This is a genomic window from Microbacterium sp. H6 (assembly GCF_003314775.1).
Taxonomy (GTDB): Bacteria; Actinomycetota; Actinomycetes; order Actinomycetales; family Microbacteriaceae; genus Microbacterium; species Microbacterium oxydans.
Map to the genome: position 1 here is coordinate 200,066 of NZ_QOAY01000306.1, position 21,013 is coordinate 221,078.

Here is a 21,013-nt window from a genome sequence, read left to right on the forward strand (position 1 = left end):
GCGTGCTGCGCTCGATGACGTCAGTCCTGCGAGGCGAGGATCCGCTTCACGCGCGGGATCACCTCGGTGCCATACAGCTCGATGCTGCGCATCATCGACTCGTGCGACAGGGTGCCCGTGGCGTACTTGAGGTCGAAACGCCCGAGGCCGAGCGTCGTGATGGTGTCGGCGATCTTCGCAGCGACCCGGTCCGGCGACCCTGCGTAGATCGCCCCCTCAGGTCCCACGTCGTTCTGGAAACGTGCACGGCTGTACGCCGGCCACCCGCGCTCTCGGCCGATGGTGTTGTTCATCGCCTCGAATCCGGAGTAAGCGGCATCCCAGGCTTCCGCGTCTGTCGCGGCGATGTGGCCAGGCGAGTGCACCGAGACGGGATGCGACGTGGTACCGAACGATGCGACCGAGCGATGGTACAGATCGACGAACGGCTTGAACCGCACCGCCGGCCCCCCGATGATCGCGAGCATGAGGCCGAGACCGTGGCGAGCGACACGGACGACCGACTCCGGGCTTCCGCCCACACCGACCCAGGTACGCAGACCCTTCTCGGTCTTCGGGAACACGTTCGCGTTCTCCAACGACGGACGCATCGTTCCCGACCAGGTCACCGGCTCCTCCTTCAGGAGCTCCACGAACAGTTCGAGCTTCTGCTCGAAGAGCGCGTCGTAGTCTCGCAGGTCATAGCCGAACAGGGGGAAGGACTCGATGAAGGAGCCGCGCCCGAGCACCACCTCGGCCCGGCCGTTCGACAGCGCGTCCAGCGTCGAGAAGCGCTCGAACACGCGTACGGGGTCGTCGGAGGACAGCACCGTGACCGCAGTGCCAAGCCGGATGTTCTCCGTGCGCGCGGCGATCGCCGCCAGCACCATCTCCGGGGCGGACACGGCGAACTCGGTGCGGTGATGCTCCCCGACCCCGAAGAAGTCCACGCCCACGGAGTCTGCGAGTTCCGCCTGCTGAACGATGTTGCGGATCGTCTGCGCCCCCGTGAGGAGCTCCCCGTCCGCATCTCGCGTGATGTCGCCGAACGTGTCCAGCCCGAATTCGATGCCCATGTCATCCCTTCCTATTCAGATGAATGAACACGTGACCGTCCGGCCGCATTCCCGTCAGCGCGGGAGCAGAGCGGTGCGCAACGTGTCGAGCCCGACGCCGCCCATATCGAGCGCCCGCTTGTGGAAGTCCTTGAACGAGAAGGCATCGCCTTCCGCCGCGCGAACACCATCGCGGACCTGCTCCCAGATGCGCTGGCCCACCTTGTACGACGGCGCCTGTCCCGGCCAACCCAGGTAGCGGTTCACCTCGAACTGCACGAACTGATCCGACATGTTCACGTTCGCGCGCATGAAGTCCAGCGCGTACTCCGCGTCCCACACACCTGTGCCGTCGAGACGGGGCTTGCCGAGGTGCACGCCGATGTCGAGCACCACACGGGCCGCCCGCATGCGCTGACCGTCGAGCATGCCGAGTCGATCGGCGGGGTCGTCGAGGTAGCCGAGCTGCTCCATGAGGCGCTCGGCGTAGAGCGCCCAGCCTTCTGCATGGCCGGACGTGCCTGCGAGCAGACGGCGCCAGGAGTTGAGCTCTGCCCGATTGTAGACGGCCTGCGCGATCTGCAGGTGATGTCCGGGGACGCCCTCGTGGAACACCGTGGTGAGCTCGCGCCAGGTGTCGAACTCGGTGACGCCTTCGGGGACCGACCACCACATGCGACCGGGACGCGAGAAATCGTCCGTGGGCCCCGTGTAGTAGATGCCACCCTCCTGGGTGGGAGCGATCATGCACTCGAGTGTGCGGATCGCCTCGGGAATGTCGAAGTGCGAGGCGCCCAGTTCAGCGACGGCCCTGTCGCTCGTCTCCTGCATCCACTTCTGCAATGCGTCGGTGCCGACGAGCTTGCGTGCGGGATCGGCCTCGAGATGGGCGACGGCCTCCTCGACCGACGCACCAGGGAGGATCTCGTTCGCGATGGCGGTCTGCTCCGCCACCATGCGGGCGAGCTCTTCACGACCCCATTCGTACGTCTCGTCGAGGTCGATCGTCGCGCCGAGGAAACGGCGGGAGTTGAGGGCGTACAGCTCGCGGCCGACGGCGTCGACCTCGCCCGCGACGGGGGCGAGCTCCTCGGCGAGGAAGCGGCGGAGTTCGTCGTAGGCGACGCGTGCAGCTGCCGAGTTGTCCGCGAGCGTGCGTGCGAGGGAGGCCGGGAGCTGGCCCTCCTCCGGGTCGGCCTCGGCGACGAAGGCGGCGAAGAACCCGTCGTCGGCCGTGTAGCGGTCGATCTGTGTCGCGACCTCGACCACCTGACGACGCGCCGGCGTCACTCCCTCAGCGATCCCGGTGCGGAGCGTCTCGACGTATCCGCGGAGCGCATCCGGAACCGCGGCGAGACGGGTCGCGATCACGTCCCAGTCCTCGACGGTCGCAGTGGGCATCAGGTCGAAGGCGGCGCGCACGTCCTGCGCCGCCGAGGCGATGACGTTGAGGTCACGAAGGTGCCACTTGGCATCGTGGAGTTCGAGATCGAGGCGGAGCTCGGCGCTGAGATCGGTCTTCGTCACCTCGTCGATCGCGTCGACGGGCTCGAGTGCCGAGAGACGGTCGAGTGTCGCGCGGGTGGCTGCAGCGATCTCTTCGTGCCCCTGCGGGCTCAGGTCGCCGAAGCGGTCGTTCACCTCGTCGCGGCCGATGTACGTCCCGAGTGTGGGAGCCAGTACCGCGATCGTGTCGACCCATTCATCGGCGACGGCGTCGATGGCAGAGGGGGTGCGAGGAGCTGAAGTCATACCTTTCAGCCTAATCCCCGGCCCCCTCCCACCGCCGGAGGTCAGTGCGCGGCTTCGTTCCAATCGCGACCCCGACCGACCTGCACATCGAGCGGCACGGACAGCTCGGCAGCATCGCCCATCCGCGCGCGGACGATCCGCTCCGTGGCGTCCCACTCCCCCGGCGCGACCTCGACCACGAGTTCGTCGTGGATCTGCAACAGCACCCGCGAGGAGAGGTTCTCGGACCGGAGGTCGTCGTGGATGTGCAGCAGCGCGATCTTCATGATGTCGGCGGCACTGCCCTGGATCGGAGCGTTGAGGGCGGCCCGCTCGGCGTTCTCGCGGAGCACGCGGTTCGGACTCGCGAGGTCGGGGAACGGTCGACGGCGGCCGAAGATGGTCTCGGTGTAGCCGACCTCCTTCGCCTTCATCACGGATGCACGCAGGTAGTCGCGCACGGCGCCGAACCGCGCGAAGTACTCGATCATGAGCTGCTTGGCCTCGGACTGCTCGATGCGCAGCTGCTTGGAGAGGCCGAACGCGGAGAGCCCATAGACCAGACCGTAGGACATCGCCTTGACCTTGGTGCGCATCGCCGCCGTGACATCGCTCGGCTCGACACCGAACACGCGCGCTCCGACGAAACGGTGCAGGTCTTCCCCGCTGTTGAAGGCCTCGATCAGCCCCTCGTCGCCGGAGAGGTGCGCCATGATGCGCATCTCGATCTGGGAGTAGTCAGCGGTGAGCAGAGCCTCATACCCTTGGCCCACCTCGAAAGCACTGCGGATGCGGCGTGACTCCTCGGTGCGCACCGGGATGTTCTGCAGGTTCGGGTCGGTGCTCGAGAGCCGTCCGGTCTGGCTTCCCGTCTGCACGTACGTGGTGTGCACACGGTGGTCGTCTCCGATCGCCGAATCGAGCGACTCGATGATCTGGCGCAGCTTCGTGGCCTCACGGTGCTGCAGCAGCAGGCTCAGGAACGGATGCGGGTTGCTCTCCTGCAGATCGGCGAGCACCGCAGCGTCGGTCGAGTAGCCGGTCTTGGTCTTGCGGGTCTTCGGCAGCTGCAGGTCTTCGAACAGCACCTCCTGCAGCTGCTTGGGCGAGCCGAGGTTGAACTCGCGGCCGACGACGGAGAACGCCTCCTGTGCGAGGCCCTCCGCTCGGGCCGCGAGCTCACCCGAGAAGGTCGACAGCACGTCGTGCGACACGGCGACACCCGCGACCTCCATGTCGGCGAGGGTGAGCAGCGTGGGCAGCTCGATGTCGTCGAGGACCTTCGCGACCGACTCCGGGATGTCCTCGCGGAGAGCATCGGCAACTCGCAGAGCGAACCACGCCTCCTGAGACGGCGTCGCACCCTCGGTCTCGGGGACGAGCTGGGAAGGATCGGCCTCGGGGAGCTTCTCCCCCAGGTAGCGCTCGACGAGGTCGGAGAGGGTCTTGTCGGGGAAGCTCGGTCGCAGCAGCCAGCCGGCCAGACTCGTGTCGTATGCGAGCCCGCGAAGGCGGATGCCCTGGCGGATCAGCGCCTTCACCTGCGGCTTCGCGTCGTGGAGCACCTTCGGTGCGTCGGACTCCAACCATCCGCGCAGAGCGCCCGCGGCCTCATCCGACCAATCGGCTTCACGTACTTCGGTCAGCGTGGCAACACCGATGCGTACGGGGACACCGCCCTGGGTCGTGACGCGGAGCGCGACATCGCCTTCCTGCGCCGCAGCCCAACTCGCGAGGTCGGCCGCAGGCGCCTCGACGGGCACCGGGAGCACCACGACGGAGGCAGGGTCGTCAGCGACGTCGCCGGCACCGACGGCCTCGAACACCCGCGGCAGCAGGGTGCGGAACTCGAGACGGGCGAAGATGTCGCGCACGGCCTGCGCATCGATCGGTGCGACGGCGAGGTCAGCCGGGCCCACCGGAAGCTCGACGTCGGTGAGCAGACGGTTGAGCTTGCGGTTGCGACGGACGTCTTCGATGTGGTCGCGGAGGTTGCCTCCGACGACGCCCTTGATCTCGTCGGCGCGGGCGATCAGTTCATCGAGCGAGCCGAACTGCGTGAGCCATTTGACCGCCGTCTTCTCGCCGACCTTCGGCACGCCGGGCAGATTGTCGCTGGTCTCGCCCACGAGCGCGGCGATATCCGGGTACTGCTCGGGTCGCACCCCGTAACGCTCCTGAACGGTCGCCGGGTCGTAGCGCTTGAGTTGGGAGACCCCCTGCACCGACGGATACAGCAGCGTGACGTCTTCGTTGACGAGCTGGATGGTGTCGCGGTCCCCCGAGACGACGAGCACTTCGAAGCCCTGTTCGGCGCCTTGGGACGCGAGGGTGGCGAGGATGTCGTCCGCCTCGATCCCCTCCTTCGTCAGGACCGGGATGGACATGGCGGCGAGGCAGTCCTGCAGCAGCGGGATCTGCCCCTTGAACTCCTGCGGCGACTCGGACCGTGTGGCCTTGTACTCGGGGTACTCATCGGTGCGGAAGGAGTGCCGCGAGGTGTCGAAGGCGATCGCGAGATGCGTCGGCTTCTCCGCCTTGATGAGGTTGACCAGCATCGACAGGAACCCGTAGATGCCGTTCGTGTGCTGCTTGTCCTTGGTCGTGAAGTTGTCGACCGGGAGCGCGAAGAAGGCGCGGTAGGCGAGCGAGTGGCCGTCGACGACCATGAGGGTAGGCTTTGCGGAGTCCGTCACCCTGTCAGCCTAACGAGGACGACGGACACCCGCTGAGGAGGATGCATGGGCGATGTCGCGATGAGCGAGGGACTCGACTGGGCGACGGCCCGGGGAATGGGCGCCCTCGCCGAGAAGATGGGCATGGAGTTCGTCGAGTTCAGCGTCGAGCGCTGCGTCGCGACGATGCCGGTCGAGGGCAACACCCAGCCCGTCGGACTCATGCACGGCGGGGCCTACGTCGTGCTCGGAGAGTCACTCGGCTCGATGGCTGCCAATCTGCACGCCGGTGCCGGAAGGCTCGCTGTCGGGGTGGACATCAATGCGACACACACGCGGTCGGCGACCTCTGGTCTGGTCACCGGCGTCTGCACGCCCGTGCACCTGGGACGGAGCATCACGGTGCACGAGATCGTGGTGACTGACGATCAGGGTCGTCGTTGCTCGACCATCCGCATCACCAACATGATCAAGGACCTTCCCGCCGGGCGCTGAGCGGTTCCTCCAGCAGGCGCTGGAACAGCAGATGATCCTGCCACTCCCCCGCGATCAGGAGGTACTTCGGCGCCATCCCGATGCGCTCGAATCCGTTTCCGAGCAGCACCCGCTGCGAGCCGAGGTTGTGCAGCAACGTGGCCGCCTGGAGTCGGTGCAGCCGCAGCTCGGTGCGGGAGTGCTCGATCACCCTCGCGACCGCGCGGCTCGCGAGCCCACGGTGCACGCGCGTCGCATCCACCCAGTAACCGAGGTCTGCGCTCCAGAACGCCCCGCGGACGATGTTGTTGAGGTTCATCCGTCCGCGGATCTCACCATCGTCGGACTCGATCACGAAGCGGATGCCGCGTCCGGCCGATGCGTCGTCCACACAGTGCTGTGCATGCGCCTCCTGCGAGGCAGCGGTGAAGAACGCCTCCGAGCGCGTCGGCTCCCACGGCGCGAGATGCTCGCGGTTCGCCAGATACGCACGCGAAAGGGCGGCACCGTCGCCCAGGCGCACGGGCCTGAGGATGTGCTCGGAATCGAGCCGGAAGGATCCGGCGCTCACCGCTACTTCTTGGGAGCCAGCTGCTCGATGATCGCCTTCGCGACGTCCTGCATCGTGAGACGACGGTCCATGGAGGCCTTCTGGATCCAGCGGAAGGCCTCGGGCTCGCTCAGCCCCATCTTCTCGTTGAGCAGACCCTTGGCCCGGTCGACGAGCTTGCGGGTCTCGAAGCGCTCGACCATGTCGGCGACCTCTGCCTCGAGCGTGATGATCTGCTCGTGGCGGGCCAGCGCGATCTCGATCGCCGGAAGGAGGTCGTTCGGCGTGAACGGCTTCACGACGTAGGCGAGGGCGCCGGCCTCGCTGGCACGCTCGACGAGCTCCTTCTGGCTGAACGCCGTCAGGAGCACGACCGGGGCGATGTTGCCCTTGTGCAGCTTCTCGGCCGCGCTGATGCCGTCGAGCTGAGGCATCTTGACATCCATGATGACCAGGTCGGGGCGGAGCTCAGTGGCCAGAGCGACCGCGGTCTCCCCGTCACCGGCCTCGCCGACCACATCGAAGCCGTTGTCGCGGAGGATCTCGACGATGTCGAGACGGATCAGCGACTCATCTTCGGCGACGACGACGCGTCGGGGTGCGGATGACGTGGGCTGCTCAGCCTGCTCTTCTTGCTCTGTCACACACCCATCCTAGTGGAGTGCCCCTGTCTGCAGGCCTCAGGCGCTCGGCGCGGACGGTCGCGCCTCCTGCTCTGCGCTAAAGTCGTAGACGCGACACACGAGCCGGCGTGGCGGAATGGCAGACGCGGAGCACTCAAAATGCTTTGTCCGAAAGGGCGTGTGGGTTCGAGTCCCACCGCCGGCACCCAACATCGATCGAACGAACGCGCGAATTCCGGCGCGGGCGACTGATCGACTATTCCGCGAGCACCGCGAGCTCCGCCAGAACGCGTGGATGCGCGAGGATCCGGAAGTGCCCGCCCGTATCGAGGCGCACGTTCTTGGCGCCGGCCAGTTCGCTGCCTTCGGGGATGTGAGGGTCGAACGCCGCGTACACCGAGACGATCCGCTCGTTCACCGTCACCTGCTGCGCCAGATCCACGATCGACGGGTCGCGCGGTGAGAACGCACGAAGCGTTCTGGAGAGCATCAACCGCGCATAGCGCGACCCGCCGAACGGTGCGGCGATCGCGAGCATCGACCGCACGCGCGTGCCCGCCGGACCGGTCATCACGGTCTTCCCCGCAAGGCCGCCCTTGCTGTGCGCGACGAGGATCACGTCTTCGAGCCCGCGCTCCTCGAGGAACGCCGCCACGACCGCGGCCATCTCGGCCACAGGACGCTCATTCCGGTGGAGCGCCTCGACGATGTGCACCGGATGACCACGTTCATGCATCGCGACGACGAGCGGCTGCAGGAACCGCCAGGTCTCGTAGACGCCGGGGAGCACGACGATGTGTGCAGCATCTCCGGAGACGAAAGACGACGGATCGGTGCGGTCGAATGCCGCACGGACCTGCCAGTACCCCGCGTACGCGTAATCGGCTATCCACCATCGCGCGTTCCTCAGCACGCCGATGACGGCCTCCTTCGACGGCGATGCGTTTCCATGCCTGAAAGCTACCCGAAGCGGACGACAGAGGGGGCAGGACCGAAGTCCCACCCCCTCTGGATGACGTACGTCAGACGCCGGCCTTGTAGATCGGCGCGGCACCGCGGATCGCATCGCCGACCTTGTGCACGCGAAGGTCGTTCGTGGATCCGACGATTCCGGGAGGGGAACCGGAGATCACGACGACCTTGTCCCCTTCTTCTGCCAGACCGTTGCCGAGCAGATACTCATCGACCTGGTGGTACATCAGGTCGGTGTGCTGGACCATGTCGACCAGCGTCGAGCGGATACCCCACGTAAGCGCCATGCGGCGACGGATGCCGGGCTCCGGGGTGAAGGCGATCATCGGGATGCGCGAGCGCAGACGCGACAGGCGACGGGCGGAGTCACCGGACTGCGTGAAGACGCAGAGGAACTTCGCGTCGACGAACTCGGCGACCTCGAGCGCGGCGAGGGTGATCGCACCACCCTGCGTGCGGGGCTTGGCCGTGAGCGGCGCGATGCGCTCCAGGCCGTGCTCCTCAGTCGACTCGATGATGCGCGCCATGGTCTCGACCACGACGACCGGGTAGTCTCCCACGCTGGTCTCGCCCGAGAGCATCACAGCGTCGGCGCCGTCGAGCACGGCATTCGCGACGTCAGACGTCTCGGCGCGAGTCGGCACAGGGCTGTTGATCATCGACTCGAGCATCTGCGTCGCGACGATGACCGGCTTCGCCATGCGGCGGGCGATCTCGACGGCGCGCTTCTGCACGATCGGGACTGCCTCGAGCGGCAGCTCGACGCCCAGGTCGCCGCGGGCCACCATGATCGAGTCGAACGCGTCGATGATCTCCTCGAGCGCGTCGACCGCCTGCGGCTTCTCGACCTTGGCGATGACGGGGACGCGGACGCCCTCCTCCGCCATGATCTCGTGGACGCGGATGACATCGGCGGCGTTGCGCACGAAGGACAGCGCGATCAGGTCGGCGCCGATGCGCAGACCCCAACGGAGGTCCTCCTCGTCCTTCTCGCTCAGCGCGGGGACGTTCACGGCGACGCCGGGCAGGTTGATGCCCTTGTTGTTCGAGACCGCTCCGGCGACGATGACCTTGGTGGTGACCGTCACACCGTCGGTCTCGACGACCTCGACGCGGACCTTGCCGTCGTCGATGAGGAGGAAGTCACCGGGCTTGACGTCCTGCGGGAGCCCCTTGAACGTCGTTCCGGAGATCTCCTTGTTGCCGATGATGTCCTCGGTGGTGATCTTGAAGATGTCGCCCTTGGCGAGTTCGTAGGGTCCGCCCTCGAACTTGCCGAGACGGATCTTCGGACCCTGCAGGTCGACGAGGATCGCGACGGGGCGACCAGCGTCCTCAGCGGCACGGCGCACGTTGGCGTAGTTGTTCTCGTGCACGGAGTAGTCACCGTGGCTGAGGTTCAGTCGGGCGACGTCCACGCCCGCATCGATCAGTGCGCGCACCGTCTCATAGGTGGAGGTGGCGGGGCCCAGGGTGGCGACGATTTTCGCGCGTCTCAAAGATTGCTCCAGGGTAGAAGTGGGGGATGGTGAATCAGGCGACGGTGCCGGCCTCAGCCTACGCGGGCTGGAGTCCGATCGCGACATCGCTCGGACGCACCGGCTCCGGGAGCACGGTGGTGCCCATCAGGAACCGGTCGACGTTGGCCGCGGCTGCACGCCCCTCGGCGATGGCCCACACGATGAGCGACTGTCCACGGCCGGCGTCGCCGGCGACGAACACGCCCGGCACCGTCGACTCGTAGGAGGAGTCGCGCCGGAACGCACCCCGATCGGTCACCTGGGGAAGCGTCTCCTCGGTGTAGCCGTCCTGCTCCGGTCCGGTGAAGCCCATGGCGATCAGGATGAGATCGGCCGGGATCTCCCGCTCAGTGCCGCTCTTGGGCACACGCCGACCATCGACGAACTCCGTCTCCGCCACGCGCAGTGCACGGACCTCGCCGACGTCGTTGCCGAGGAACTCGACGGTGGAGGCGAGGAACACACGCTCTCCGCCCTCTTCGTGAGCGGAGGAGACCTCGAACAGGGTCGGCATCATCGGCCACGGCTGGTGGTCGGGACGGGTGTCGCCCGGCTGCTTGCCGATCGCGAGGTTGGTGACGCTGAGTGCGCCCTGCCGGTGCGCGGTTCCGATGCAGTCCGCACCCGTGTCGCCACCGCCGATCACGATGACGTGCTTGCCCTCGGCGCTGATCTGATCCGTCACCTTGTCGCCCGCCACCGCATGGTTCGACTCGACGAGGTACTCCATGGCGAAATGGACGCCGTCCAGGTCGCGGCCGGGGATCGCGAGGTCACGCGGAACCGTGGAGCCTGTGGCGATCACCACCGCGTCGTACCGGGCGCGCAGGTCCGGCCAGGAGATGTCCTTGCCGATCTCGACGCCGGCGCGGAAGCGGGTGCCCTCCTCCTGCATCTGGCGAAGGCGGGACTCGAGCTGCGTCTTCTCCATTTTGAAGTCGGGGATGCCGTAGCGCAGCAGTCCGCCGATGCGGTCGTCACGCTCAAAGACCGCGACGGTGTGCCCGGCACGGGTGAGCTGCTGGGCAGCGGCGAGTCCCGCAGGACCGGAACCGACCACTGCAACCGTCTTGCCCGTCAGCCGCTCCGGCGGCTCCGGCTCGACCCAGCCCTTCGAGAAGGCCTCGTCGATGATCGAGACCTCGATCTGCTTGATGGTCACAGCCGGCTGGTTGATACCGAGCACGCACGAGCTCTCGCACGGCGCAGGGCAGAGCCGCCCCGTGAACTCCGGGAAGTTGTTCGTCGCGTGCAGGCGCTCGATCGCCGCGCGACCCTCGCCTCGCCACGTCAAGTCGTTCCACTCCGGGATCAGGTTGCCGAGCGGGCACCCCTGATGGCAGAACGGCACGCCGCAGTCCATGCAGCGCCCTGCCTGACGGCGCAGGACCTGCTTGTCGCCGGGCTCATAGACCTCTTTCCAGTCCATGATGCGCACGGGAACGGGACGACGCGCGGGAACCTCCCGCTCGGTCACCTTCAGAAAGCCTTTGGGGTCAGCCACCGGTCACCTCCAGGATGCGGTTCCACACGATGTCGCCGTCGGGGTCGATCCCCTCGGCCAGCGCCTCCTCGCGCATGCTCCGCACGGCGGCGAAGTCACGAGGGAGCACCTTCACGAACTCTGCGGCTGCCGCCTCGAAGTTCTCGAGAAGACCCGCGGCCAGCGGAGACGCGGTGCGCTCGACATGCGCGACCAGCAGGCTCCGCAGCACTTCGAGATCCGCGCGGTCGAGCGGCTCGAGGAGCAGCTCGCCGCTCCCGAGCGACTGCGCGTTCACCTTGCTGGTGTCGAGGGCGTGCACGTAGGCCACTCCCCCGGACATCCCGGCGCCGAAGTTCCGTCCGGTGGAGCCGAGGATCACCGCGAGCCCACCGGTCATGTACTCCAGAGCGTGGTCGCCCACGCCCTCGACCACGGCGGTCGCACCCGAGTTGCGGACGAGGAAACGCTCGCCGACGACGCCCGAGATGAACATCGTCCCCGAGGTCGCGCCGTAGCCGATCACGTTGCCGGCGATCACGTTCTCGTGCGGCGCGATCTTGGAGCCTCGCGGCGGACGGATCGTGATGTCGCCGCCCGAGAGCCCCTTGCCGACGTAGTCGTTGGCATCGCCCTCGAGCCGCAGGACGATACCCGGCGGCAGGAACGCCCCGAGCGACTGACCGGCGGTGCCGTGCAGAGTCACATCGATGGTGCCCTGCGGCAGACCGTCTGCTCCGTGCCGTGACGTCACCTGATGACCGAGCATCGTCCCCACCGCACGTTCGGTGTTGGCGATGGGCAGCTCGACCACGACGGGCTCGCCGTTGAGCAGCGCGCCCTTCGCGATGTCGATCAGCTTCACGTCGAAGTGCTTCTCGAGCTCGTGGTCCTGGGTGCGTGCGCTACGACGCGGTTCGCCTGCCGGGAACACCGGGCCTTCCAGCACCGGAGTGAGGTCGAGCCCCTCGGCCTTCCAGTGCTCGACCGCGGCGTTGACCTCGATGAGGTCGGCACGGCCGATGATCTCGTCGATCGAGCGGTAGCCGAGCTCGGCGAGGAGCTCACGCACCTCTTCGGCGATGAACTCCATGAAGTTCACGACGAACTCGGGCTTGCCCGTGAACCGCTCGCGCAGAACCGGGTTCTGCGTGGCGACACCGACGGGGCACGTGTCCAGGTGGCAGACGCGCATCATGATGCAGCCGCTGACGACGAGCGGAGCGGTGGCGAAGCCGAACTCCTCCGCGCCGAGCAGCGCACCGATGATGACGTCGCGGCCGGTCTTGAGCTGGCCGTCGACCTGCACCACGACGCGATCCCGCATGCCGTTGAGCATGAGCGTCTGCTGCGTCTCCGCGAGGCCGAGCTCCCACGGTGTGCCCGCGTGCTTCAGCGAGTTCAACGGGCTCGCACCTGTTCCACCGTCGTGACCCGAGACCAGGATCACGTCGCTCAGCGCCTTCGCGACACCGGCCGACACCGCGCCGATGCCCGACTGGCTCACCAGCTTGGTGTGGATGCGGGCCTCGGGGTTCGCCCTCTTCAGGTCGAAGATCAGCTGCTTCAGGTCTTCGATCGAGTAGATGTCGTGATGCGGCGGCGGGGAGATCAGTCCCACACCGGCGGTGGCGTGACGGGTACGCGCGACCCAGGGGTACACCTTGGTCGGCGGCAGCTGGCCTCCCTCGCCGGGCTTGGCACCCTGGGCGAGCTTGATCTGGATGTCGTCCGCCTCGGTGAGGTACAGGCTCGTCACCCCGAACCGCCCCGACGCGACCTGCTTGATCGAGCTGCGACGCTCGGGGTCGACCAGGCGGTCCGGATCCTCGCCGCCCTCACCGGTGTTCGACTTCGCGCCGATGCTGTTCATCGCGACGGCGAGCGTCTCGTGCGCCTCCTTGGAGATGGAGCCGTAGCTCATCGCCCCCGTGGAGAAGCGCTTGACGATGGCGGAGACGGGCTCCACCTCGTCCAGCGGCACGGGCTTGCGAGTGCCGGTGCGCAGCGTGAACAGTCCGCGCAGGGTCTTCAGCTCGGCGGCCTGCTCATCGACGAGCTTCGTGTACTCGCGGAAGATGTCGTAACGTCGCGTCCGCGTCGAATGCTGCAGCTTGAACACCGTCTCCGGATTGAAAAGGTGCGGAGAGCCGTCGCGGCGCCACTGGTACTCGCCGCCCGTCCAGAGCCTCTCGTGCGCACGTGCTGCCGCATCCTCCGGATAGGCGTAGTCGTGGCGCGCCTGGTTCTCGGCGAAGATCTCCTCGATGCCGATGCCGCCGAGCTTCGACTCGGTGCGCGTGAAGTACGCGTCGATGAACTCCTGGCTGAGGCCGACCGCCTCGAACACCTGAGCACCGGCATAGGACGACACGGTGGAGATGCCCATCTTCGACATGATCTTCAACACGCCCTTGCCGAGCGCGTAGATCAGGTTCTTGACGGCCTTCTCGGTCGTGATGCCCGTGATGTAGCCGGTGCGCACGAGGTGCTCTACCGTCTCCATCGCGAGGTACGGGTTGACGGCGGAGGCACCGTAGCCGATCAGGGTCGCGACATGATGCACTTCGCGGACGTCTCCGGCTTCGACGATGAGACCGACCTTCATGCGGTTCTCGCGCCGGATGAGGTGGTGGTGGATCGCCGAGACCATGAGCAGGGACGGGATCGGTGTCAGATCCTTGTTCGAGTCACGGTCCGACAGGATGATGAACTCGGCACCGTTCTCGATGGCCTCGTCCACCTCGGCGCACATCTCGGTGAGCCGGTCGGCGAGCGTCTGGGGGCCGGCGTCGAAGTGGTAGAGGCCGCGGATCGTCGCGCTCGATCGACCGGGCATGGCCTTGTCGATGTGGCGGATCTTCGCGAGCTCGTCGTTGTCGATCACCGGGAAGTCCAGAGACACCGTACGCGTGTGCTCCGGCCCCCAGGTGAGCAGGTTGCTCTCCGGCCCGAGGCCCAGCTTGAGGCTCGTGACGACCTCTTCGCGGATCGAGTCGAGCGGCGGGTTGGTCACCTGGGCGAACTGCTGGGTGAAGTAGTCGAACAGCAACCGCGGACGCTTGCTGAGCACGGCGATCGGCGTGTCAGAGCCCATCGCGCCGAGCGGCTCGACACCGGTCTGACCCATCGGCGTGAGAAGGATGCGGACCTCTTCCTCGGTGTAGCCGAAGGTCCGCTGACGACGGGTGATCGACGCCGGCGGGTGCACGATGTGCTCACGCTCGGGAAGCTCGGCAAGACGCACGGCGCCGGCGTCGAGCCACTCCTGCCACGGGTGCATCGTGGCGAGATCGTGCTTGAGCTCGCTGTCCTCGATGATCCGACGCTGCGATGTGTCGACCAGGAACATCTTGCCCGGCTGCAGGCGGCCGCGACGCTTGATGCGCTCCGGTTCGAACTGGAGAACGCCGGTCTCGGATCCGATGACGACCAGTCCGTCGGTCGTCTCCGTCCAGCGTCCAGGACGCAGACCGTTGCGGTCGAGCGTCGCGCCGACGAGGGTCCCGTCCGTGAAGATGAGAGCGGCCGGTCCGTCCCACGGCTCCATCTGGTTGGAGTGGTACTCGTAGAACGAGCGCAGCTCCGGAGAGATGTCGGCCTGCTTCTCGTAGGCCTCCGGCACCATCATCATGATCGCGTGCGGCAGGCTGCGCCCGGTCAGCGTGAGCAGCTCGAGCACCTCGTCGAACGAGGCGGAGTCGCTGGCGCCGTCGGTGCAGATGGGAAGCAGCGGCGTGATGTCGCCGAGGAGCTCGGATTCCAGCTGCGATTGGCGGGCGCGCATCCAGTTGCGGTTGCCGCCGACGGTGTTGATCTCGCCGTTGTGGGCGAGCATGCGCAGCGGCTGCGCGAGCGGCCACGACGGGAAGGTGTTCGTGGAGTAGCGGGAGTGCACCACGGCGAGCTCCGAGGCGAAGCGCTCGTCCTGCAGGTCGGGATAGAACGGCTCCAGCTGCAGGGTGGTGACCATGCCCTTGTACCCGAGGGTGCGGGCGGAGAGCGAGACGAAATAGGCACCGAGTTCGTGACCGGCGCGCTTGCGCAGACGGTAGGCGACGCGGTCGAGCGCGATCCCCGTGAGGGGCGCATCGGAGTGCGTCGCTCCGCCCGCGCTGACGAAGAGCTGCTCGAACGCGGGACGCGCCTCATCGGCGAGCTTGCCGAGGTTCTCGTTGGCCGTGGGAACCTCACGCCAGCCGAGGACGCGAAGCCCCTCGGAACGGGCGATCTTCTCGATGCCGGCCTTCTGCTGGCGGCGCTCGCTGGAATCGCGAGGCAAGAACGCCAGTCCTGCGGCGTACTCCCCTACCGGCGGCAGTTCGAACCCGACCACGGCGCGGAGGAACGCATCGGGCATCTGCGTCAGGATGCCGGCGCCGTCCCCGGTGCCCGCATCCGAGCCGATGGCTCCGCGGTGCTCCAGGTTGCGCAGGGCCTCGAGGGCCAACGCGATGATGTCATGCCCGGCTTCGCCGCGCAGGGTCGCGACCATGGCGAGGCCGCAGGCGTCCTTCTCGAACGCCGGGTTGTACATGCCCTGCTTCGGGGGGTATGCGCCGGAGGCGCCGTAAGGGGGCTGGAAGTACACCAGTTACCGTCCTCAGATCTTCGAGTGAAACCCGGGGACGACGTCGGCCCGCTCGTTCAGTGCAATGGTTCTCCCGCTACGAGGCGGCGTTATCGAGAGCCGCCCTCGCTCGTGGGAGCAGTGCTTGTGGCGGTGGCTCCTGCGGTGACTTCTTCGGCCGGAGGCTCGCTCACGTCTACGAAGTCAGAGGTATTGTCCTGCGATTGTACAACAGCGTCCGGGTCGGTCCGTTCGCGGCCGGGCTGGTACGGTGACGGCTCCAGTCCGGGGTGACGACGCGTCTGCACGATGAGGATCGCGACACCGATGAGCACGCCGATGATGGCCGCGAGGACGTTGCTGCGCAGGCCCAGGATGATCTCGCTCGGATCGATGCGGATCGACTCCCAGAGGATGCGACCGGCGCTGTACCAGATCAGGTAGATCGCGAAGAGGCGACCCCACTGGAAGAAGAGCTTGCGACCGAGCCACAGCAGGACGATGACGCCGAGACCGTTCCAGATCACCTCGTACAGGAAGGTGGGATGGAACAGCGTGCCCTCGGGAAGTCCAGGGGGGAAGGCCGAGTTGGTGGACGGGATCTCCAGACCCCAGGGCAGATCGGTGGGAAGCCCGAAGAGTTCGTTGTTGAACCAGTTGCCGAAGCGACCCATGGCCTGTGCCAGCAGCAGACCGGGTGCCAGCGCGTCGGCGAACGTCCAGAAGCGGATGCCTGTCCAGCGGCACCCGAGGTACGCACCGATGGCACCGCCGATGAGCGCGCCGAAGATCGCGATGCCGCCCTCCCAGATGGCCCAGACGGAGCCTGGCTGGAACGGGTTCCAGGTGTTGATACCCTCGCCGAAGTAGTCGTTCGGGTGGGTGAGCACGTGGAAGATGCGCGCGCCGATGATCGCCAGCGGCACTGCGAGGATCGAGATGTCGATCACGACCCACGGCTCCGCTCCACGCTTGGTGAGGCGGTGGTTGGTCAGGAACGTCGCGGCGATGATGCCGGCGATGATGCACAGCGCGTAGAAGTGGATCCGGATCGGCCCGAGGTCGAAATACGAGACCGTGGGGCTCGGGATGCTGGCGAGCACGTTCGTGAAGGTGCTGTGGAGCGCGAGTGACATGAGTGCGATTCTAGTTCTCGTGATCGGGGCGTGCCGACGAGGTGCCGGAGGCCAGGTTTCGGGTGACTTCTGCGAGGGCCGGTACTCCGCCGTCACGCAGAGCGCGGACGAGCGCTGTGCCGACGATGGCGCCGTCGGCGTACTCGGAGACTCCGGCGATCTGCTCGGCGGTGGAGATGCCGATTCCGACGCAGGCGCGGTGAGCTCCGTGCGCCCGCAGGCGTCCGACGAGGGTGCGGGCAGCGCGGTCGAGTTCGGCGCGCTCCCCCGTGATGCCCATCGTCGAGACCGTGTACACGAACCCCGTGGAGGACTTCACCACCAGGTCGAGTCGTTCATCGGAGGAGGTCGGCGCCGCCAGGAACACCCGGTCGAGGCCGGTCCGCTCGCTGGCTGCGATCCACTCCCCTGCCGCGTCCGGCGTGATGTCCGGCGTGATGAGCCCAGCACCGCCCGCGGCGAGCAGGTCATCCGCGTAGCGATCGATGCCGTACTGCAGAACAGGGTTCCAGTAGGTCATCACGAGCACGGGGACATCGGTGGCCGCCGTGATGGCGCGGATCGCCGTGAAGAGGTCGGCCATCCGGAAACCCGCAGCCAGAGCCTTGGTGGTCGCCTCCTGGATGATCGCGCCGTCCATCACCGGGTCGCTGTACGGCGGTCCCAGCTCGATGATGTCGACGCCGTTCTCGGCCAGGGCGATGGCTGCCTGGATGCTCGTCTCGAGATCGGGGAAGCCGACGGGCAGGTACCCGACGAAGGCGCTGCGGCCGGCGTCCTGCGCACGCTGGATGGCTTGTTCGACGCGGCTCACAGCTGCGGTTCCCCCTTCGCGATGCGTCCTTCCTCTTCGCTCTCCTGCTCGACGTCGTGGGCCAGAGCGGCCTCGTCGTAGAGCTGGAAGTAGCGGGCCGCGGTGTCCATGTCCTTGTCGCCGCGACCGGACAGGCAGACGGCGATCAAGCCGTCGGGGCCGAGCTCGCGACCGATGCGCAGGGCCCCGGCGAGGGCGTGTGCCGATTCGATGGCGGGGATGATCCCTTCGGTCCGGCTGAGCAGACGCAACGCCTGCATCGCCTCGTCGTCGGTCGCCGGGATGTACTCGGCGCGACCGATGTCGGCGAGCCAGGAGTGCTCGGGGCCGACACCGGGGTAGTCGAGACCGGCCGAGATGGAGTGGGACTCGATCGTCTGGCCGTCGGCATCCTGGAGGACGTAGGTCTTCGCACCGTGGAGCACGCCAGGGCGGCCGCGCTCGATCGATGCCGCGTGCTTCTCGGTGTCGACGCCGTCGCCGGCGGCCTCGACCCCGTAGAGTCGGACACCCTCGTCGTCGAGGAACGCGTCGAACATGCCGATCGCATTGGAGCCGCCGCCGACGCACGCCATGACCGCATCGGGAAGCCGTCCCACTTCGTCGAGCAGCTGCGCGCGGGCCTCTTCGCCGATGATCTTCTGGAAGTCGCGGACCATCGCCGGGAACGGGTGCGGACCCGCCGCCGTGCCGAAGATGTAGTTGGTGGTCTCCACCGAAGCGACCCAGTCGCGATAGGCGTCGTTGATCGCGTCCTTGAGCGTGCGCGAGCCGGAGGTCACCGGGACCACCTCGGCGCCGAGGAGGCGCATGCGAGCCACGTTGAGCGCCTGCCGTTCGGTGTCGACCTCGCCCATGTAGATGGTGCAGTCCAGACCGAACAGCGCTGCCGCCGTCGCCGTCGCCACGCCGTGCTGTCCGGCACCGGTCTCCGCGATCACGCGGGTCTTGCCGAGGCGCTTGGTGAGCAGAGCCTGGCCGAGCACGTTGTTGATCTTGTGGGACCCGGTGTGGTTGAGGTCTTCGCGCTTGAGGAAGATGCGCGCACCGCCGGCATGTTCGGCGAATCTCGGGACCTCAGTGATCGCGGAGGGGCGCCCGGCATAGGAGCTGAGCAGATGCGCGAGCTCGTCGCGGAACGACGGGTCGACGATCGCGGCCTCGTAGGCCACCGTGAGCTCATCGATCGCCGCGATGAGCGACTCGGGCATGTACCGCCCGCCGAACTCGCCGAAGAAGGGGCCGTGCTGGTCGCGCAGGCTCATCATGCCTCCAGGAAACTCTTGAGGGTGGCGACGGGGTCGCCGGTCACGAGCGCCTCGCCGATCAGCACGACGTCGGCGCCCGCGGAACGGTAGTGCACGACGTCAGCCGGAGTGAGCACCGCCGACTCCGCGATCTTGACGGCCGTGTCGGGGATGCGCTCGACCAGGCGCCCGAACAGGTCACGATCGAGTTCGAGGGTCTTCAGGTCCCGCGCGTTGACGCCGATCAGGGGGGCGCCGAGGTCGACCGCGGCTTCGAGCTCATCAGCGGAATGCGTCTCGACGAGCGGCGTCATGCCCAGCTCGCCGATGAAGCCGAAAAGATCACGCAGCACGTCGGGCTCGAGGCCGGCGACGATGAGCAGGACGAGATCGGCGCCGGCTGCACGCGCCTCGAGCACCTGGTAGCGGGACGCGATGAAGTCCTTGCGCAGCACGGGGAGCGAGACCCGCGCCGTGACCGCCTCGAGGTCGGCGAGGCTGCCACCGAAACGACGCTCCTCCGTGAGCACGCTGATCGCGGACGCACCGCCCGTCTCATATAGCGATGCCTGAAGAGCCGGGTCGGGGATGTCGGCGAGTGCGCCTCTCGAGGGACTCGCACGCTTGACCTCGGCGATGATCTTCACGCGATCCGCAGGGGCGAGGAACGAGAGTGCGTCCTTCGCTGCGGGACGGGCGAGAGCGTCTCGCTCGAGGGCGGCCAGCGGTCGCGACAGGGCGCGACGCTCGGCGTCTGCGACAGCGCCGGCCGTCAGGTCGGCGAGCACCATTAGTGCGCCTTCGGAGCGTACTTCGGACCCTTCACGCCGTAACCGGCCTTTGCCAGCGCCCAGCCGACGATCGCGCCGATCGGGACGAGGGCCACCGAGGCGATGACGAGGACGGGCTGCTCGAAGCAGAACGCGACCGTGGCGGCGGCGAAGCCGACCAGCATGATGACCACAGCGGTCCAAGCGGCAGGCGAGTGTCCGTGGCCGGGATCGGCGATCGGGTTGGTCATGTTCTCCTCCGGGGGACGACGTGCGGTTCGGATTCAGTCTATCGGGGTCAGCGTGTCGGATCGGTTCCCCGGGACAGCTCGTCCCAGGAATCGACGGCATCGACGGGCCCGTCGTGCGGGACATCGACGCGGTCGGTGCGGTATCGGCGTCCACCGGCCTTCCACCCGCGCCACGTCGTGAGGACCACGACCGAGGCCGCCAGCAGGATCGCCCAGCCCACGAGCGCGATGTACGGCCAGGCCGAAGGCACGATGCTCGCGACCACCTCATGGACCGCCATGCCTCCCGCCAATCCGGTCACCTCGGTCACGGTGGCCCCGACGGCGTCGAAGGGTTCGGAGAGCAGCAGCTGGAGAGTCGACCAACCGAGGAACACGGCTGTCGCCGCCGCGAGCACGCCGAACACGAGGCGCACCGGCTTGCCCGCGATCGACAGCGCGGCGCCGAGAGCGAGCACAGCCAGGCTGAGCGGGGCGAGAAGCACCAGGGCGGACGCCCCGGGGACCAGGATCGCCTCGCCCGCGTCGGCGCGCTCCACGGTCAGCCAGGTCTGAGTCGACGAGATGATGCCGATCGCCCCGGCGAGAAGGAAGCCGGAGACGGACAGCGCGCGACCGCGTTTCGCGAGGCTCATGACCGATCCGTTCCGGTGACGGCCTCGAGGTCGTTCGTGTCGAAGCAGGTGCGCGTGCCAGTGTGGCAGGCGGGGCCGGTCTGGGCCACGAGGAGCAGGATCGCATCGCCGTCGCAGTCCAGACGCGCCTCGTGCACGACCTGGATGTGTCCGGACGTGTCGCCCTTGCGCCAGTACTCCCGGCGGGACCGGGACCAGTAGGTCGCCCGTCCGGAGGTCAGGGTGCGTCGCAGCGCCTCGGCGTCGACCCAGGCGAGCATCAGCACCTCGCGCGTGTCCCACTGCTGCACGATGACCGGCGCGAGCCCGTCGGCGTTGAAGGCGACCTGCGCGATGCGCTCGTCGACGGATGTCGTCTGTGCTTCCGCGTCGCTCATCGGACGAGAACCCCCTCCGCGCGAAGCGCGTCCTTGACGTCGCCGACCGTGAGCGCGCCGGTGTGGAACACGCTGGCCGCGAGCACGGCGTCGGCACCGGCTTTGATGGCGGGCGCGAAGTCCGATGCCTTTCCGGCACCGCCCGACGCGA

Annotated in this window: 18 protein-coding genes and 1 tRNA gene; 2 read left to right on the forward strand and 17 right to left on the reverse strand. The window is 67.5% G+C overall.

What is annotated here, in order from left to right; all coding sequences use genetic code 11:
- Nucleotides 1–20: 20 nt before the first annotated feature.
- From DSP71_RS21040 to polA, 3 genes are read right to left on the reverse strand one after another with little or no spacing between them, the layout of a single operon-like run.
- Nucleotides 21–1,055, reverse strand: coding sequence for an LLM class flavin-dependent oxidoreductase (locus DSP71_RS21040; protein ID WP_058631189.1), 1,035 nt, complete (start codon nucleotides 1,053–1,055; stop codon nucleotides 21–23).
- A 54-nt stretch (nucleotides 1,056–1,109) separates the two neighbouring features.
- Entirely contained in the window at nucleotides 1,110–2,786 is a 1,677-nt protein-coding gene (locus tag DSP71_RS21045) for a DUF885 domain-containing protein (protein WP_046747115.1), read from the reverse strand.
- A gap of 41 nt (nucleotides 2,787–2,827) precedes the next feature.
- On the reverse strand, nucleotides 2,828–5,461 hold the full coding sequence (gene polA / locus DSP71_RS21050; RefSeq protein WP_179516028.1) for a DNA polymerase I: 2,634 nt from the start codon (nucleotides 5,459–5,461) through the stop codon (nucleotides 2,828–2,830).
- A gap of 45 nt (nucleotides 5,462–5,506) precedes the next feature.
- On the opposite strand from polA, the gene DSP71_RS21055 reads away from it, so the two are divergent.
- A complete protein-coding gene (locus DSP71_RS21055) occupies nucleotides 5,507–5,935 on the forward strand; it encodes a hotdog fold thioesterase (RefSeq protein ID WP_046747117.1) in 429 nt (142 codons plus the stop codon).
- Here the strand turns inward: DSP71_RS21055 and DSP71_RS21060 are convergent.
- Both DSP71_RS21060 and DSP71_RS21065 read right to left on the reverse strand, forming a co-directional pair.
- Nucleotides 5,910–6,485 carry a GNAT family N-acetyltransferase gene (locus DSP71_RS21060; protein WP_113681967.1) on the reverse strand — a complete coding sequence of 192 codons (576 nt, stop codon included), beginning with the start codon at nucleotides 6,483–6,485 and terminating at the stop codon, nucleotides 5,910–5,912. The genes DSP71_RS21055 and DSP71_RS21060 overlap by 26 nt on opposite strands.
- Before the next feature lie 2 nt (nucleotides 6,486–6,487).
- Complete coding sequence (locus DSP71_RS21065; RefSeq protein ID WP_017830602.1) at nucleotides 6,488–7,108, reverse strand: ANTAR domain-containing response regulator; 621 nt, start codon at nucleotides 7,106–7,108, stop codon at nucleotides 6,488–6,490.
- Between the two features lie 101 nt (nucleotides 7,109–7,209).
- Here DSP71_RS21065 and DSP71_RS21070 point away from each other — a divergent pair.
- Nucleotides 7,210–7,292 (forward strand) — tRNA-Leu (locus DSP71_RS21070).
- A 51-nt stretch (nucleotides 7,293–7,343) separates the two neighbouring features.
- Here DSP71_RS21070 and DSP71_RS21075 read toward each other — a convergent pair.
- From DSP71_RS21075 to DSP71_RS24480, 12 genes are all read right to left on the reverse strand, one after another.
- Nucleotides 7,344–8,000 carry an alpha/beta hydrolase gene (locus DSP71_RS21075; RefSeq protein WP_258546591.1) on the reverse strand — a complete coding sequence of 219 codons (657 nt, stop codon included), beginning with the start codon at nucleotides 7,998–8,000 and terminating at the stop codon, nucleotides 7,344–7,346.
- Between the two features lie 109 nt (nucleotides 8,001–8,109).
- Nucleotides 8,110–9,558, reverse strand: a complete 1,449-nt coding sequence (gene pyk, locus DSP71_RS21080; protein ID WP_113681968.1) for a pyruvate kinase — start codon at nucleotides 9,556–9,558, stop codon at nucleotides 8,110–8,112.
- 58 nt (nucleotides 9,559–9,616) lie between these two features.
- Complete coding sequence (locus tag DSP71_RS21085) at nucleotides 9,617–11,083, reverse strand: glutamate synthase subunit beta (protein WP_113681969.1); 1,467 nt, start codon at nucleotides 11,081–11,083, stop codon at nucleotides 9,617–9,619.
- Nucleotides 11,076–15,599, reverse strand: coding sequence for a glutamate synthase large subunit (gene gltB / locus DSP71_RS21090; RefSeq protein WP_113681983.1), 4,524 nt, complete (start codon nucleotides 15,597–15,599; stop codon nucleotides 11,076–11,078). The genes DSP71_RS21085 and gltB overlap by 8 nt, the downstream gene beginning before the upstream one ends.
- A gap of 143 nt (nucleotides 15,600–15,742) precedes the next feature.
- The gene (gene lgt, locus DSP71_RS21095) at nucleotides 15,743–16,768 is read right to left on the reverse strand and encodes a prolipoprotein diacylglyceryl transferase (RefSeq protein ID WP_113681970.1); all 1,026 of its coding nucleotides are present in this window, start codon (nucleotides 16,766–16,768) and stop codon (nucleotides 15,743–15,745) included.
- A gap of 10 nt (nucleotides 16,769–16,778) precedes the next feature.
- The gene (trpA, locus tag DSP71_RS21100; RefSeq protein WP_046747123.1) at nucleotides 16,779–17,582 is read right to left on the reverse strand and encodes a tryptophan synthase subunit alpha; all 804 of its coding nucleotides are present in this window, start codon (nucleotides 17,580–17,582) and stop codon (nucleotides 16,779–16,781) included.
- A complete protein-coding gene (gene trpB, locus DSP71_RS21105; protein WP_113681971.1) occupies nucleotides 17,579–18,847 on the reverse strand; it encodes a tryptophan synthase subunit beta in 1,269 nt (422 codons plus the stop codon). Before trpB ends, trpA begins: the two co-directional genes overlap by 4 nt.
- Nucleotides 18,847–19,617 (reverse strand): indole-3-glycerol phosphate synthase TrpC, encoded by a 771-nt coding sequence (gene trpC / locus DSP71_RS21110; protein WP_171010952.1) that lies wholly within the window; start codon nucleotides 19,615–19,617, stop codon nucleotides 18,847–18,849. Before trpC ends, trpB begins: the two co-directional genes overlap by 1 nt.
- Before the next feature lie 2 nt (nucleotides 19,618–19,619).
- The gene (locus DSP71_RS21115; RefSeq protein WP_046747126.1) at nucleotides 19,620–19,850 is read right to left on the reverse strand and encodes an HGxxPAAW family protein; all 231 of its coding nucleotides are present in this window, start codon (nucleotides 19,848–19,850) and stop codon (nucleotides 19,620–19,622) included.
- A gap of 47 nt (nucleotides 19,851–19,897) precedes the next feature.
- Nucleotides 19,898–20,485, reverse strand: a complete 588-nt coding sequence (locus tag DSP71_RS21120; RefSeq protein WP_113681972.1) for a Trp biosynthesis-associated membrane protein — start codon at nucleotides 20,483–20,485, stop codon at nucleotides 19,898–19,900.
- On the reverse strand, nucleotides 20,482–20,862 hold the full coding sequence (hisI, locus tag DSP71_RS21125; protein ID WP_046747128.1) for a phosphoribosyl-AMP cyclohydrolase: 381 nt from the start codon (nucleotides 20,860–20,862) through the stop codon (nucleotides 20,482–20,484). Before hisI ends, DSP71_RS21120 begins: the two co-directional genes overlap by 4 nt.
- A partial coding sequence (locus tag DSP71_RS24480) for a HisA/HisF-related TIM barrel protein (protein WP_258546594.1) occupies nucleotides 20,859–21,013 on the reverse strand: 155 nt, incomplete at its 5' end. The genes hisI and DSP71_RS24480, both read right to left, overlap by 4 nt.

What these genes read in the sequence shown, in the direction of transcription:
- DSP71_RS21040 (WP_058631189.1), bottom strand. Translation starts at nt 1,055, where the DNA reads ATGGGCATCGAATTCGGGCTGGACACGTTCGGCGACATCACGCGAGAT.
- DSP71_RS21045 (WP_046747115.1), bottom strand. Translation starts at nt 2,786, where the DNA reads ATGACTTCAGCTCCTCGCACCCCCTCTGCCATCGACGCCGTCGCCGAT.
- DSP71_RS21055 (WP_046747117.1), top strand. Translation starts at nt 5,507, where the DNA reads ATGGGCGATGTCGCGATGAGCGAGGGACTCGACTGGGCGACGGCCCGG.
- gltB (WP_113681983.1), bottom strand. Translation starts at nt 15,599, where the DNA reads ATGTACAACCCGGCGTTCGAGAAGGACGCCTGCGGCCTCGCCATGGTC.
- lgt (WP_113681970.1), bottom strand. Translation starts at nt 16,768, where the DNA reads ATGTCACTCGCGCTCCACAGCACCTTCACGAACGTGCTCGCCAGCATC.
- trpB (WP_113681971.1), bottom strand. Translation starts at nt 18,847, where the DNA reads ATGAGCCTGCGCGACCAGCACGGCCCCTTCTTCGGCGAGTTCGGCGGG.
- DSP71_RS21115 (WP_046747126.1), bottom strand. Translation starts at nt 19,850, where the DNA reads ATGACCAACCCGATCGCCGATCCCGGCCACGGACACTCGCCTGCCGCT.
- DSP71_RS21120 (WP_113681972.1), bottom strand. Translation starts at nt 20,485, where the DNA reads ATGAGCCTCGCGAAACGCGGTCGCGCGCTGTCCGTCTCCGGCTTCCTT.
- hisI (WP_046747128.1), bottom strand. Translation starts at nt 20,862, where the DNA reads ATGAGCGACGCGGAAGCACAGACGACATCCGTCGACGAGCGCATCGCG.